This is a genomic window from Streptomyces changanensis, assembly GCF_024600715.1.
GTDB classification, from domain to species: Bacteria; Actinomycetota; Actinomycetes; order Streptomycetales; family Streptomycetaceae; genus Streptomyces; species Streptomyces changanensis.
The window spans coordinates 2918840-2932964 of sequence record NZ_CP102332.1 but is presented as its reverse complement, the minus strand read 5'-3'; the positions used below and the strand labels follow the sequence as shown (position 1 = coordinate 2932964).

General features: G+C 76.8%; 10 protein-coding genes. 4 read left to right on the top strand and 6 right to left on the bottom strand.

Features of this window, described 5'->3' with window-relative positions:
* Positions 1-154: 154 nt before the first annotated feature.
* Complete coding sequence (locus tag NRO40_RS12935) at positions 155-2569, bottom strand: acetate--CoA ligase family protein (protein WP_058943677.1); 2415 nt, start codon at positions 2567-2569, stop codon at positions 155-157.
* Between the two features lie 219 nt (positions 2570-2788).
* Between NRO40_RS12935 and NRO40_RS12930 the strand changes: the two genes are divergently transcribed.
* Complete coding sequence (locus NRO40_RS12930; RefSeq protein ID WP_232791176.1) at positions 2789-4141, top strand: COG1361 family protein; 1353 nt, start codon at positions 2789-2791, stop codon at positions 4139-4141.
* Here NRO40_RS12930 and NRO40_RS12925 read toward each other — a convergent pair.
* The 4 genes from NRO40_RS12925 to NRO40_RS12910 all read right to left on the bottom strand — a co-directional run bounded on the left by NRO40_RS12925 (position 4125) and on the right by NRO40_RS12910 (position 8515).
* Complete coding sequence (locus tag NRO40_RS12925; protein WP_058943675.1) at positions 4125-5609, bottom strand: flavin-containing monooxygenase; 1485 nt, start codon at positions 5607-5609, stop codon at positions 4125-4127. The genes NRO40_RS12930 and NRO40_RS12925 overlap by 17 nt on opposite strands.
* 545 nt (positions 5610-6154) lie before the next feature.
* Positions 6155-6826, bottom strand: coding sequence for a DUF4142 domain-containing protein (locus tag NRO40_RS12920; RefSeq protein ID WP_058943674.1), 672 nt, complete (start codon positions 6824-6826; stop codon positions 6155-6157).
* A 201-nt stretch (positions 6827-7027) separates the two neighbouring features.
* On the bottom strand, positions 7028-7690 hold the full coding sequence (locus tag NRO40_RS12915) for a pyridoxine/pyridoxamine 5'-phosphate oxidase (protein ID WP_058943673.1): 663 nt from the start codon (positions 7688-7690) through the stop codon (positions 7028-7030).
* Positions 7691-7867: 177 nt separating this feature from the next.
* Positions 7868-8515 carry a TetR family transcriptional regulator gene (locus NRO40_RS12910; RefSeq protein WP_058943672.1) on the bottom strand — a complete coding sequence of 216 codons (648 nt, stop codon included), beginning with the start codon at positions 8513-8515 and terminating at the stop codon, positions 7868-7870.
* Between the two features lie 490 nt (positions 8516-9005).
* Here NRO40_RS12910 and NRO40_RS12905 point away from each other — a divergent pair, with 490 nt between their 5' ends.
* Both NRO40_RS12905 and NRO40_RS12900 read left to right on the top strand, forming a co-directional pair.
* The gene (locus NRO40_RS12905) at positions 9006-9821 is read left to right on the top strand and encodes a VOC family protein (protein ID WP_058943671.1); all 816 of its coding nucleotides are present in this window, start codon (positions 9006-9008) and stop codon (positions 9819-9821) included.
* A gap of 210 nt (positions 9822-10031) precedes the next feature.
* A complete protein-coding gene (locus NRO40_RS12900) occupies positions 10032-12503 on the top strand; it encodes an outer membrane protein assembly factor BamB family protein (protein WP_257375412.1) in 2472 nt (823 codons plus the stop codon).
* A gap of 143 nt (positions 12504-12646) precedes the next feature.
* Here NRO40_RS12900 and NRO40_RS12895 read toward each other — a convergent pair whose 3' ends face one another.
* A complete protein-coding gene (locus NRO40_RS12895) occupies positions 12647-13333 on the bottom strand; it encodes a hypothetical protein (RefSeq protein ID WP_079047244.1) in 687 nt (228 codons plus the stop codon).
* Between the two features lie 174 nt (positions 13334-13507).
* Between NRO40_RS12895 and NRO40_RS12890 the strand changes: the two genes are divergently transcribed.
* Entirely contained in the window at positions 13508-14017 is a 510-nt protein-coding gene (locus NRO40_RS12890; RefSeq protein WP_058943362.1) for a hypothetical protein, read from the top strand.
* The last annotated feature ends 108 nt before the right edge of the window (positions 14018-14125 follow it).

Here is a 14125-nt window from a genome sequence, read left to right as displayed (position 1 = left end):
GTGCCGACCCCCGGTGGAGGAACGCCGGAGGAGCGCCCACGCCGGACCGGGTGGCGGCCGCCGTGCCGTGCTCGGGGCGCGCATGCGCGCGCCGCCACCCCACGTCCACCACCGTCCCCGCCCTCCGTCCCGCCCGCCGGGTGCCGGACGCGCCCTACCCGCCGGGCCGGCACCGCGCGTGCGCGCCCAGGGCGACCGCGCCCTGACCGCGCTCCAGGACGACGAGCGGGTCCACGACCAGTTCCGCGACCTCCCCGCCGAGCTCCAGCCCCATCCGCTGCACCCGCAGGACGACCTCCACCAACGCGTCCACGTCGAGCGGCGGGCCGCCCCGCACCCCGTCCAGCAAGGCCCTCCCGGGCAGTTCGTCCAGCATCCCGCGCGCCTCCGCCGCGCCGAACGGCGCCACGCGCACCGCCGTGTCCGTGAGCACCTCGCCGAGGACCCCGCCCAACCCCACCGTGACGACCGGTCCGAACGCCGGGTCGTGGGCCAGGCCCACCCGCATCTCCACCCCGCCCTCCACCAGCTGGCAGACGAGCACGCCGTCCAGGTCGACGTGCTCGTACCGGGCGATGTCGGCCAACTCCCGGTACGTGTCCCGCACCTGGCTCGCGGACGTCAGGCCGAGCCGGACCAGGCCCAGCCCCGTCCGGTGCGCCAGGTGCGGGGCCGACGCCTTCAGCGCGACCGGGTACCCGACCTGCCCCGCGGCCCGGACGGCGGCCGCCGCGCTCGTCACCAACTGCTCGCGCGGCACGCGGATCCCGTACGCCCGCAGCAGCTGCTTGGCCCCGTGCTCGCTCAGCCGGCGCCCCGGCCGCAGCTGCGCCCGCGCCTTGCGCAGGGCGGGGGACGGGGTGCGGGGCGCCTCGTCGAACGGCGAGCGGTAGGCGGCGGCGAAGCGATGGTGGGCGAAGTAGGCCGCGACCGCCGCGACACAGCCGCCCGCGGTGCGGAACGTCGTCACGCGCGACGACCCGAGCAGCGTCCTTCGGTACGCCGCCTCCGTGCCGGCCGCCGACCCCCAGACGACGCACACCGGCGTGCCGCTCGCCTCCGCGGCCTCGACGAGGTCCCGCGCCAACCGGTCGGTGAGCGGCGGGACCGGCGCGGCGACCGGGCAGACCAGCAACCCGACGGCGGGGTCGGCGAGCAGCGCGTCGAGGGCGCGGCGCCCGCGCCGGTCACCGGCCGGGTGGCCCTCGCCGCCGACGGGCTCGGGGGCGTCGGGGTGGCCCGGCAGCGCCGCGCGGAGCGCCTCGCGCGTCCCCTCGCCGAGCGCGGCGAGGGGCAGCCCCGCGGCGGACAGCAGGCCGGCGAAGTGCGCGGTCTCGGCGCCGGACAGGGCGTACACGGCGACACCGTCCGCGCGGGGCGGACGGGCCCGCGCGAGCAGCGTGGCGGTGTCGCGAAGCTGGTCCGGCGTGTCGACCGGGACGACCCCGAACTGGCGCAGCGCCGCGTCCCTCACCCGGTCGGGCCCCGTGGCCGGGGTGGCGGGGGCCGTGGCCGGGGCGGCGGCCGTCGCCGGGACGGTGGACGTGGTCGGGACGGGCCGCGCCGAGGCGGTGGCGGGGCCGTCGTCGTCGGGGAGGCCGGTACCGCCGCCGGCGTGGGTGGCGCCAGGGGCGCGGGTGGTGCGTACGGCCACGATCGGGACGCCCCGGCGGGCGGCGTGGTCGGCGGCGAGCAGGAGGGCCCGGCCGTCCGTGACCTCGCCCAGCTGGCAGGCGACGGCGCCGACCTCCGGGCGTCCGGCCAGGTACGCCAGGAGGTCCGCGGCCCCCAGGTCCGCGCCGTCGCCGGTGGCCGCCCAGTGACTGATCCGCACGCCCAGCTCGGCCAGGGCGGCCAGGGGCCGGCCCTGGTGCCGGGTGCGGGTGACCAGCGCGACGGCGGGCCCGTCGGCACCCTGCCGGGGGCCGGTGTCCGCCCCCGTGCCGTGCGTCTCCGTGCCGGAGGGCCCCGTGGTGGAGGGCGCCGTGCCGTCCGTCTCCGTGCCGGAGGTCCCCGTGGCGTCCGTCTCCGTGTCGGAGGGCGTCGCGTCGCTCGGGCCGAACACTCCCGCGCCCGGGCCGAGCAGCCGGATGCCCGCCCGCGCCGCTGCCGCCGCCCACCGCTCCGGGTCCGCGACGCCCTGGCCCGCCGGGTCCGCGGCGACCGCGAACCGTACGCCTGTGCCGGCCAGTTCCCCCAGCGCGCGCAGCGGATCGCCGGCCGCCAGCACGGCCACCTCCACGTCGCCGGGCAGCTCCGCGACGGACGCGGCGCACGCCGTACCGAAGACGGTGCCCCGCCCCGAGCGCACCGGGTGCACCCGCGCCCCCACCCGCTCCGCCCAGCACATGACCCACCGCGTGACGGTGGTGGCCGGGCGCCCCTCGATGTCCGAGGCCCCGAGGACGGCCACCGCCGTCGGCCGGAACAGCCGGTCCAGATCGGGGACGGCGACCGCCAGCGGCCGACCGCCGACGTCCACGTCGGCGTCGCCGGGGCGTTCGCGGCCCGCCTGCGCGGCCCGGTCACGCGGATCGTTGGTGAGGGTGCCGTACGTGGATCCGAGCATCGTTCGCCGCCCCCCGCAGGTCGTCGCGCGAGATAGATGACGCCCTGTCAGGTTACCGAACAGTTGGCATGTCGGGAACAGGGACGTCGTCCCGTCGTTCCTCCAACTCCCGCGCGGCCGGGCCGACCTGGGCGTACAACCTCCCGACGGGTTCGGCGGTCTTGTGGGTGCCACACCTCATACATCACTTCCGTCACACAGAGAAAGAGGCTCCATTCCATGAGAATGTCCTCCCCCGCCCGTGCCCTGACGCGCGTCGCGTGCGTCGCCGTGGTCACCGGGATCGTCGGCGCCGGAACGGTGCTCCCGGCCTCCGCCGAGGACGAGCCGCAGAGCGACCAGCTGTGGATCAGCGCCCCGTACGAGACCACCTTGCCCGTCGGCACCGGGGGCGAGGCGGGCACGGAGCGGACGCTGGAGGTCGGGCTGACCCACGACAACGCCCACTTCGCCGTGACGGACGGCCGGCTCACCGTCGACGTCTCCGGGCTCGCCGGCGTGGCCGAGGTGGTCTGGCCGGACAACTGCGCGCCCAGCGGCACCAGCGCCGTGTGCAGCGTCCCCGAGGTGCCCGTCTCGGGCCTGGACGAGCGGGTCCGCCTCCAGATCCGCGCGGCGGCCGGGGCGGCCCTCGGCGCCACCGGCCGGATCGGCTACTCGGCGCGGGCCACGACGACCCAGCAGGGCGGCGAACTCGCCGCGCACGAGCAGGAGACGACCGTCACGCTCGGCTCCGGCCCCGACCTCGTCGTGCGGGGCGACGGGCCGAGCGGCACCGTGCGGCCCGGCGACACGGTGTCCGTGCCGTTCACCGTCGTCAACCGCGGCAGCGAGGCGGCCCGCGGCGTACGCGTCACGATGTACGTCACGCGCGGCCTGGACGTCGGCGCCGTCGACCCGAAGTGCAGCACCACCCCGCTGGACGAGCGGTCCGGGACCGCCGCCCTCAACCGGGTCGACTGCGTCTTCGACGACGTCGTGGCCCCCGGCGCGACCTTCGCGCTGCCCCGGACCCTGACGGCGACCGCCGCCGCGTACGCCTACCACGAGCGGCTCGACATCAGCGTCGACCCGGGCGGCGACGCCCAGGACCTGGAGCCGTCGGACAACGGCCTGTACACGGCCGTGCGGGTGGCCAACACCTCCGACTTCTCCGTGAGCGGCGCCGACCTGACCGCCGCGGCGGGCCAGACCGTCACGGCCGACGTGACCTTCCGCAACGACGGCCCCGGCTGGGTCGCCAACCTGCGCTCCGGTGAGCCCGTCGCCGCGGTCGACTTCGTCGTCCCGCAGGGCGCCACCGTCACCTCCGCCCCGGAGAACTGCCATGGCCGCACCGCCTCGGGCGACTGGTACGAGGGCCCCGGCGGCGCCCCGCGCTACCAGTGCGACCTGCCCATCTGGATCGGTGAGCGGCAGCAGGTCTCCCTGCCGTTCGCGCTGCGCGTCGACACCGTCGTCCCCGGTGCCACCGGCACGGTGACCCTCCGCGACACGTGGGGCGAGGCGCGCCCCAACGACCCGGACACCACCGACAACACCGCGAAGGTCGTCCTCAACGCGGCAGGCTGACCGGCGGCACGAGCCCGGGCGGGAGGACGACGGGACGGTCGTCCTCCCGCCCTCCCGCCCCGGTTCCGGTACCGGTGTCGGTGTCGGCTCCCGTCCTGGTTCCGGCCCCGACCGCGGGTCCGGTGTCGGCGCCGCGCGTCCCGCGCCGCCGCGTCCGGCCGGGCGCCACCGGCCCGTGAGGGCCGTGCACCCCGTACGGGGCGGGTGGCTGGGGCACCGCCGCGACCGCCTTCGCGATCCGCCGGGCCTCCCGCGCGATCTCCCGCAGGAGGCCGCTCAGCGGGTGCGTGTAGCCGGCGAAGTACAGGCCCGGCGCCCCCGGCGCCGTGCGGCCGCCCCGCACCACGGGCCGCCCCTCCTCGTCCAGTACGCCCAGATGGCCGACCAGGCCCTCCAGCGCGCGGTCGTACCCCGTGGCCGCGATCACCGCGTCCGGGCCGGCCACCGAGCCGTCCGCCAGCGTGACCTTCCCCGGCCCGAACGACGCCACGGCCGCGACCGGCTCCACCCGCCCCCGCCGCACGGCGTCGATCAGACCCGTGTCGTACACCGGTACCGCCCCGTCGCGCCGCAGCCGCGCGCACGGGCCGCCGGCCGGGCGCGGCAGCCCGTACGCCGACAGGTCGGGCACCGTCAGCCGCTGCAGCAGCCGCAGCAGCCGGTCCGCGGGCCACACCGGCAGCCGGCGCACCAGTAGCCCGGTGGCCTGCGCGGGCCAGCCCAGCACCGACCGGCGCACCAGGTGCGGCACCGTACGGACGGCCAGCCGCACCCGCGCCGCGCCGCCCTCCACCAGGTCGACGGCTATCTCGGCGCCGCTGTTGCCGGCCCCCACGACCAGTACGTCCCGCCCGGCGTACGGGGCGGGGGAGCGGTACGCGGCGGAGTGCAGCAGCTCGCCCTCCCACGCGTCGACGCCGGGCCAGCGCGGCACCCGGGGCGTGTGGGCGGCGCCCGTGGCGACGACGACGGCGCGGCTGGTCAGCCGCCGGCCGCCGGTCGCGTGCAGCACCCACCGGTCCCCGGCGCCGGCCGCGCCTCGCGTCCCGCCGGGCGTCCGGACCGGCGCCCCGTCCGCGTCCCCGCCGGGCAGCCCGTCGGCGCCGCCGGCGGCCGGCGCGCGCTCGATGCGGAGGACCTCCACGCCGGTCACGACCTCCAGGTCGTGCGCCTCGGCGTACCTCTCCAGGTAGCGGACCACGTCGTCGCGGGCGACCCAGCGGCCGACCGCGCGGGGCAGGCGCAGTCCGGGCAGCGCGGAGCGCCGCCGGGTGGTGTGCAGCCGCAGCCGGTCGTAGTGCCGGCGCCAGCTCGCGGCGACGGTGGGCGCCTTCTCCAGGACGACGGCCCGCACGCCGCGCGCGCGCAGCGCGGCGGCCACGGCGAGGCCGCCGGGGCCGCCGCCGATGACGTAGACGGGCGGGCCGAGGACGGCGTCGGGGGTGGTCGGAACGGTGTCTCGGGCCATGGACGCTGAGCGTAGTGGCCGGATCTTTTGTTGGGTCCCGGTCAAGGGGGAAATCGGTTGCGAAAGGGTTACGAACCGGTCCCCGCCCCCGGCCCCACCCGCCGGGGCGCACCCGCCGGAGCGCACCCGCGGGGCGTGCGTCGAGGCCCCGCCCACGCCCAGGGGCGGGGCGGGCCCCGCCCCGCGGTGCTGGGCCGCCCGCGGTGCTGGGCCGCTCGCCGTCGGGTGCTGGGCCGCCCCCGGTGCTGGGTCCCGCCGCCAAGCGCTGGGCCAGCCCGCCGCCGGGCGCTGGGCCGCCCCGGTGCTGGGCCTCGGTGCCGGGTGCTGGGCCGCCCGCGGTGCTGGGCCGCTCGCCGTCGGGTGCTGGGCCGCCCCCGGTGCTGGGTCCCGCCGCCGGGTGCTGGGCCTGCACCTGTTCGGCGGGGTCCGCGTGCCCGCGTCCGGTGGTGGCCGCGTGCGGGCCGTTCTCCTGTCGGGGGTCGTGTGCCGGCCGTCCGCCCGTCGGGGGTCCTGTGTCCGCGTCCGGCCGGGGGTTCGCGGCGCCGCTACTTGGGGGTGACCGCCGCCTCGACCTCGGCGAACGTCTTGCCCTCCACCAGGCCCGTGTCCTCCAGTACCTCCATGTGGTCCAGGACGGTGTCGTTGGCCTGGCGGGCGTGCCGGCGGATCAGGTCGTTCTGCGTCGCCGCGCGCACCTCGGCGATCGTGGCGAAGATCTTGCCGTGGGACGAGCGGAGGATGTTGGCGAAGATCCGGTCGAACTCCGCCCCCCGCGCGGCCTCCAGCTGCCGGACGAAGCCCTGCTGCTCCTCCGTCGCCTCGTTGGGGATCTCCACACCGAGGATCCTGGCGTCCTCGCGGACGAGCTGGTCGAGCTTGCTGTGCCCGTCGAGCAGGTGGAGGCCGGCGCGCTTCACCGCCTCGCTGGAGCCGTTCGTCTGCGCCAGCCGCCCGGCCGGTATCTCCCACAGCCCCGCCTGCCGCACCTTCACGAGGAACGTCCGGTCGATCTCCGTCACCGGCTGCGGACCGGCCGCGACGCTCCCGTACCCCCCGTCCTGCCGCACGACCGAGGCGGCCTGTCCGGCCTGCGCCTCGTCGTTCCCTCCCCGCACCAGCAGGAACAGCGCGAGCAGCGCGGCGCAGGAGGCGGCCACGGCGGCGATGGCCGGCCGGGGCACGGCGGGGCGCCGGGGGGCGCGTCGGTTCGGATGCATGGTCCCTCCTCGATCAGCTTGCAGAGGGATACGGAGGGGGCCGCCGGAGCGTTCACGGAGAACCGGCCATCCGGGTGGCCGGTACCGGCCACCGGGCCGCCGGGCGGGCATGGGACGGCCGTGCCGCCGGGCGGGCGTGAGGCGGCGGCGCGGTGAGCGGCGGTGACGGCGGCCGGGTGGCGGGGGCGGTGGGGTCGGTGGTCACGGCCAGAGCAGCATGCGGGTCCAGGTGTCGTCGTCCCCGCGGAGGTAGCGCAGGCGGACGTGGCGGCGGCGGGCGTCGCCCTGGAAGAACTCGGCCTCCCGCGCGGCCAGGTGGTAGACCGTCCAGGTGGCGACCCCGACCGTCGGGTCCGACTCCGCGCGGGTCCAGGCGTCGTCGCTCGCCTCGCGCAGGACCCCCACGGAGGGCAGCGGCTCGCTCTGGCGGCCCACCAGCGCGGCGGCCAGCGCGCCCGTCGACCGGGCGTGGAGGTCGTCGTACGCCTCGGCGGCGCTGCCCATCGTGACGTGGCCCCGCAACCGTACCTGGCGGGCCCGCGCCGGCCAGTAGAAGTGGAGCGCCGCGTACGGGACGGCCGCCAGCTGTCGGCCCTTGGTGCTGGTGGAGTGCGTGGCGAACCGCCAGCCCCGCGCGTCGGCGCCGTGCAGCATCACCGTGCGGACGTCCGGGTGACCGGCCGCGTCGACGGTGGCCAGCTGCATGGCGTGCGGCTCCGGCTGGCCCGCGCGGGCGGCGTCCACGAACCAGTCGCGGAAGAGCGGCAGCGGGTCGTCCGGGGCGGTGTCCGGGTCGAAGCCGGGCAGGTCGGTGTCCCAGACCCGGAGGGAGTGCAGGGTGTCCTCGAAGGCGCTGTCCGTCATGGGCCCATCATGGGCCGTCGCGCCGAGGCGCACCGCCGGGGGGGAGCGGACGAGGGTGGGGGCGGCCGGGGGAGTGGCCGGGTGGCGGGAGTGGCCGGGCGCGGGGTGCCGGCGGCGGTCGCCGTGGGCGTACCGCCGCCGGTGTGACAGGACCGTCCGCGCCGGGCGCCCCGCCGCCTACTTGGTCGGCTTCTTCCCCGTGATGCCGAGGTGGACCAGGAGGGCCAGGTTCGGGCGGATCTCGGCCTGCTTCACGCCCCAGGTCTGGAAGCCCTTCTGGTGCGAGGCCACCGACGCGAGCATGGTGACCAGGGCGCCCGCCATCGCGGCGGGGTTCACGTCCTTGTCGACCCGGCCCTTGGACTGGAGCTCCTTCACCGCGTCCGTGAGGGAGCTGGTGACCGAGCTGAGGACCTTCATGCGGATCTTGTAGAACCGTTTGTCCCCTTCGGCGGCCCCGAGATCCACGACGCGCAGGATGGCGTCGTTGCGCCGCCAGAAGTCGAGGAAGCCGTCGACGAGCTCCTCCGCCGACTGCTTGGCGGCCCGGCCGGCCCAGGAGCGACCCGATACCAATTCGGTCAATCCTGCGCCTTCCTTGGCCATTTCCTCGGCGATTTCGAGGACAGCGCCCTCCACGTCCGGGAAATACTGATAGAAGGTCGCAGGTGAAGTGCCCGCCTTCCGGGCCACGTCGATGACTTTGACGTCCCGGTACGGCGAGGAGCCGAGCATCTCGCTGAGGCAGTCGAGCAGCTTCTGCCGCGTCGCCTGTCCGCGCCGACCGGCCACGCGGCCGTCGACGGTGCGTACTTGTCCTGTCATGCCGTCAGCTTACCGAGGGGTGTTCGGCGCGCTATTCGGCCGACTGCAAATGGGGTGCACCCCCGTGCGAACACCCCCTTTTCCGGTCTTTTCGGGGCACCCCCCCGGGCGCCAGTACGCCCTTGTCGCCCTTTCGCGCGCCCGTGCCGGCCGGTGGCGGAAGGGGGGCGGTGGTGGGTGGATCGGGGCCGCGCCGGGTCACCTCCTCGGGGTCGGCGGCCCCGGGTCCCACCAGGGTGAACGGGCCGCCGCCGCCGACCCCTGCGGGGGCGACCCGCCACGGCCCCTCCGCGGGCCGTCGCCCACCCGTCCACGTGCGTCCGCCGCTGTCCCCAGGTCCGTAGGATTATCAACAGCCTGTGGACAACTTTGGTGGACAAGCGCCCGAGCGGCCCCGCTCCCCCTGCGTCCCGCCCGCGCCCGCACTAGCGTGACGCCCACGGGCGCACACGCTCCGTGCGCACCCGTGCACAGGGAAGGAGCCACGCCCATGGCCGCGACCACGGACGGGACCGCGCAGCAGACGCCGGAGGGCACGCCCTGCTGGGCGGACGCGTTGCTCCCGGACCTGGAGGCCGGCAAGCGCTTCTACGGCGAGCTGTTCGGCTGGACGTTCACCGACGGCGGCGAGCCCGGCCGGCCGTACGCCGTCGCCCTCGGCGGCGGAGCACCCGTCGCCGGACTCGCCCCCAAGGGGGACGGCAGGATGCCCACCACCTGGGGCGTGTACCTGTCCACCCCCGACGCCGCCGCCCTCGCCGCGCGCATCCGGCACGCCGGCGGCCAGATCATCACCGCCCCCGTACGCGTCGGCACCGCCGGCGTCACCGCCCTCGCCGTCGACCCGGGAGGCGCCGTCTTCGGCCTCTGGCAGGGTGAGGAGCGCCCCGGCTTCGGCCGCCAGGGGGTCCCCGGCTCGTACTGCTGGACCGAGGTCTACACCCGGGCCGCCGACAAGGACGCCGTCGACGCCTTCTACTCCACCGTCTTCGGCTACCGCACCCGTGACCTGGACGACCCCGCCGCCGACTTCCGCGTCTGGTCCCCGCCCGGCCCCGGCGAACCCACCGACGACACCGCCATCGGCGGGCGCAGCGTCATCGGCGACGCCTTCCCGGCCGAGATGCCGGCCCACTTCCTCGTCTACTTCGCCGTCGAGGACTGCGACACCACCGCCACCACCGCCGTCCGCCTGGGCGGCCGCGTGACCGAACCCCCCTTCGACACGCCGTACGGCCGGATCGCCGTCCTCGCCGACGACCAGGGCGCGGTCTTCGCCGTCCTCGCGGAACCCAAGGCCGCCTGACCCCCCGGGCCCGCCGCCGCCGGACCGGACGCGTGGCCGGATCGCGGGGTGCCACCGTCGGCGCCCCCACCCCGTCGGCCTCACCGGCGTGTCCGGATCCGGGTGAGACACCCCGATCCGCCCCCGGGTTCGCCACGGCCGCCCCGGACAGGAAGAATCAGGGTCCACAGGGTCGTACCCTCATGGCCCTGACGGGGAGGTGGCACGCAAGTGGAGCAGCTGACGCAGCACGACCCGAGACGGATCGGCCCGTTCGAGGTGCTGGGCCGGCTCGGCGCCGGCGGGATGGGCCTGGTCTATCTGGCGCGGTCGGCGTCGGGCCGCCGCGTGGCGATCAAGACCGTACGGACCGAACTCGCCGAGGACCAGCTGTTCCGCGTCCGCTTCACCCGCGAGGTCGAGGCCGCGCGGGCGGTGTCCGGTTTCTACACCGCGGCCGTCGTGGACGCCGATCCGCGCGCCGCCGTGCCGTGGCTGGCGACCGCCTACGTGCCCGCTCCCTCCCTGGAGGAGATCGTCAACGAGTGCGGGCCGATGCCCGCGCCCGCCGTGCGCTGGCTGGCCGCCGGGATCGCCGAGGCGCTCCAGTCCATCCACGGCGCGGGCCTCGTCCACCGCGACCTCAAGCCGTCGAACGTCCTCGTCGTCGAGGACGGACCGCGCGTCATCGACTTCGGCATCGCCTCCGGCGTCTCCAACACCCGGCTGACGATGACCAACGTCGCCGTCGGGACGCCCGCGTACATGTCCCCCGAGCAGGCCCGCGACTCGCGCAGCGTCACCGGCGCCAGCGACGTCTTCTCGCTCGGCTCCACGCTCGTCTTCGCCGCGACCGGGCACGCCCCCTTCCACGGCGCGAACCCCGTCGAGACGGTCTTCATGCTGTTGCGCGAGGGCCCCGACCTCGAGGGGCTCCCCGACGAGCTGCGCCCCCTCATCGAGTCGTGCATGCAGATGGACGCCGCGCTGCGACCCACCCCGGCCGACCTCCAGGCACAGCTGGCCCCGCACCTCTTCGCCGGCGGCGACGACAGCGGCACGGCCTCCGCGTGGCTGCCCGCCCTCGCCACCGCCATGATCGAGCAGCGGCGCGGCGGCCGTCCCACCCCGCCGCCCCCGCCCACGCCGCCGGTCCCGCCCGGCCCGCCCCCCGGCCACGGGGCCGCGGGCCGGGGGCCCCAGGGCCCCCCGCCGCAGGGACCCGCCGGTGGCCGGGCACCCGGCGCGCCCCCGCCCGGGCAGGAGTGGGACGCCGCCCGGCGCGGCGGCACCGACCCGCGCACCGGCCACGCGGTGGCCCCCTCCGGCGCCGCGCCGGTCCGGCTGCCCGGCTCCGGCGTGCCCATCGGACCCGGCCCCCGCCGCGCCGACGCCCGCGCCGCCCACGACCCCGCCGGCCCCGCGACCGGCTGGATCCGCCCGCCCGCCGGGCTCACCGGCGACGGCGCCCCGCCGCCGCCCACCGGCCGCCCCCTGCCGGGCCCCGGCGGCGCGGTGCCCGGCCAGGGCGGCGCCACCGACGGCGGACCGGCCGTCGCCACGCCCGGCCACTGGCGGCCCTGGCGGTTCCGCATGTCGAACGACGTGTGGGGCACGCCCGTCGTCGACGGCGACCTCCTGTACGTGACGTCCTTCGAGGTCCACGCCCTCGACGTGGCCACCGGCCGCCGCCAGTTCAAGACCCGCGACGTCGCCTGGTCCATGGCGGTCGCCGCCGGCCGCATCCACGCCTCGGACGGCCCCACCCTCTACGCGCTCGGCGCCCACGACGCGGGCGAGCTGTGGCGGCTCCAGACCGACGCGTGGGTGTACTCGCTCAAGGTCGACCGCGGCACGGTCGTCACCGGCACGCGCGGCGGCGGCGTCCAGGGCTGGGAGGCGTCCAACGGTGCCCGGCTGTGGGAGCTCTCCGGCGCCCAGACCGACTTCGAGACGCCGGAGGCCGGGCCCGCCGTGCACGGCGACACCGTGTACGTCTGGCACGACGCCCGGCTGCGCGCCCTCGACGCCCGCACGGGCACCGAGCGCTGGTCGTACCCCATCGGCGACGCCGCCTCGTGCGGCGGCGTGCCCGTCCGCGTCACCCCGGCGGAGGACGGCTACGTGTACGTCGCCGCCGGCACGCGCGTCCTGTCCGTCGACGTCATGTCCGGCCGCGTCCGCTGGCACTTCGAGGCGCCCGCGGTGTTCCTCTCCGCGCCCGCCTTCGCCCCCGGGCCCGCGGTGACCGGCGGCGGCGTGTACCTCGCCGACCACCTCGGCACCGTGTACGCCCTCGACGCCGCGACCGGCAAGGACCGGTGGCGCATCGCGACGGAGACGCGCCAGTCGATCGAGCCGGTGCTCGTCGCCGACGGCAACGTCCACGTCGGCAGCGGCAGCGCCCTGTACACGCTCGACGCGGTCACCGGCACCCCGAAGTGGCGGTTCGCGGCCGGCGGCGAGATCGTCGGCGCGCCCGTCGTGGCGGACGGGCGCCTGCACTTCGGCTCCGCCGACCACGTCCTGTACACCCTGGACGCCGCGGGCGGGCAGCTCCGCTGGAAGCTCACCACCGGCGGCGAGATCACCGGGTCGCCCGTGGCGCGGGCCGGGGTCGTGTACGCGTGCAGCAAGGACCGGTGCGTCTACGCGCTGGACGCGGTGAAGGGGACCGCCACGGGGCGGGCCGCGGCCCGGTAGGCCGGTACGCCGGTGGTCCGCCCCTTGGCGGTGCCGTGCCCTGCTTCCGGGGGGGGCGGCCACCCGCATCCGCGGGGTCGACCGCCGGCATGAGCCTCACGGCCGGGGGCGGCGGTGCCCGCGGCGGGTGGTCGGTGGGGTGGTCAGCGGCGGTCGTCCGGGTGGGGGTAATCGCGGGTTTCCTGGGGGTTGCGGTAGCCCCCCTGGTCGCGGTGGTCGGGGTCGCCGTAGCCGCGCTGGTCGTCGTAGTGCTGCTCCCCGTAGCCGCGCTGGTCGTCGTAGTGCTGGTCCCCGTAGCCGCGCTGGTCGTCGTGGTGCCGGTCATCGTGGCCGTGGTGGTCGTGACGGTGGTGCGGGTCGTCCAGCGTCGGGTACGACGCGTCGGAGCGCCGGCCCGCGGGCGCCGCGTGCCGCTTCCGCCGGCCCGCCATCAGCGCGGCGGCCAGCAGCAGCAACACCCCGCCGGCCAGTGCCAGCCCGAGACCCGAGCCGAGGCCCCGCGTCTCGTCACCGGACGCGGTGAGGCTGCCGGCGGCCTGGCCCTGGCGGACCATCCACAGCACGGAGAACCCCAGCACGATCACCCCGGCCAGCGCCACGGCGAGCCGGGAGCGCAGCACGACACCCGCCAGGGCCACCAGCGCCGCGAACGCCATGGCGATCCACAGCGACGTCCACAGCCCCGCGGTCTCGGGTGTGATGCCGCCGACGACGTCGTCGATCCGGTAGTGCCGGCCCAGGCGCCCGTCGTACCAGATCCGGAACGGGCTCCACACGGCGGCGGCCGCGCCCACGACGGCGAGTACGGCGCCGATCACGTTACGGATCATCGTCGGCCTCCTTCGGCTCGTGTTGCCGGACGGAGTCCGGTCGGCGGCCGAGTACCCGACAGCCGCGCGGGGAACCCCGCGACGGCGGCATGGCGTCCTCCACCCCGCTGCTAGGGTGACGTGCGCTCGTCAATATGAGGGCCGCAGTATTCCACTTTCGACGGGGGTTGAAACATGAAGATGCGTCACGTTCGGGCGGTCGCGGTCTGCGGTGTCGTCCTGGTCGCCCTGACCGGTGCCCGCGGCTCCGGCGGCGGCAGCTGCGACGGTTCCGGCTCCGGCTCCAGCAGCTCCAGCGGCGGGTCGAGCAGTGGCGGCAGCCACGACAACGACAACGGCAACGGCACCTCGGGCGGCTCGGTCTCCGGCGGCGGCTCCTCCGGCGACCAGGCCATGCGGGACATCCGGATCGACGAGTGCAAGCTCGACGCGTCCGGCAAGAACCTCGTCGCCCGGCTGACGATCACCAACGACGGCACGGTCGGCCACACCTACGACGCGACCGTCCGGTTCAAGGGCGGCGCCGGGAAGGCCGCCCCCTACGCCGCCGCGCGGGTCGACGATGTCGCGGTCCCGGCGAACGGATCCCGGACCACCGAGGCCACCACGGCCTACACGGGCGGCGGCACCGGGTCCGAGTACACCCAGTGCGTCGTGACGAGCGCCTCCCGCACCGTCGGCTGACCCGCCCCGGCCCGGGAACGGCGACGTCCCCGGGTCCGGTCGGCATCCGACCGGGCCCGGGGACGCGCAGCGGCCGCGACGGCTCCCCCTCCGCGCCGCCGCGGCCGC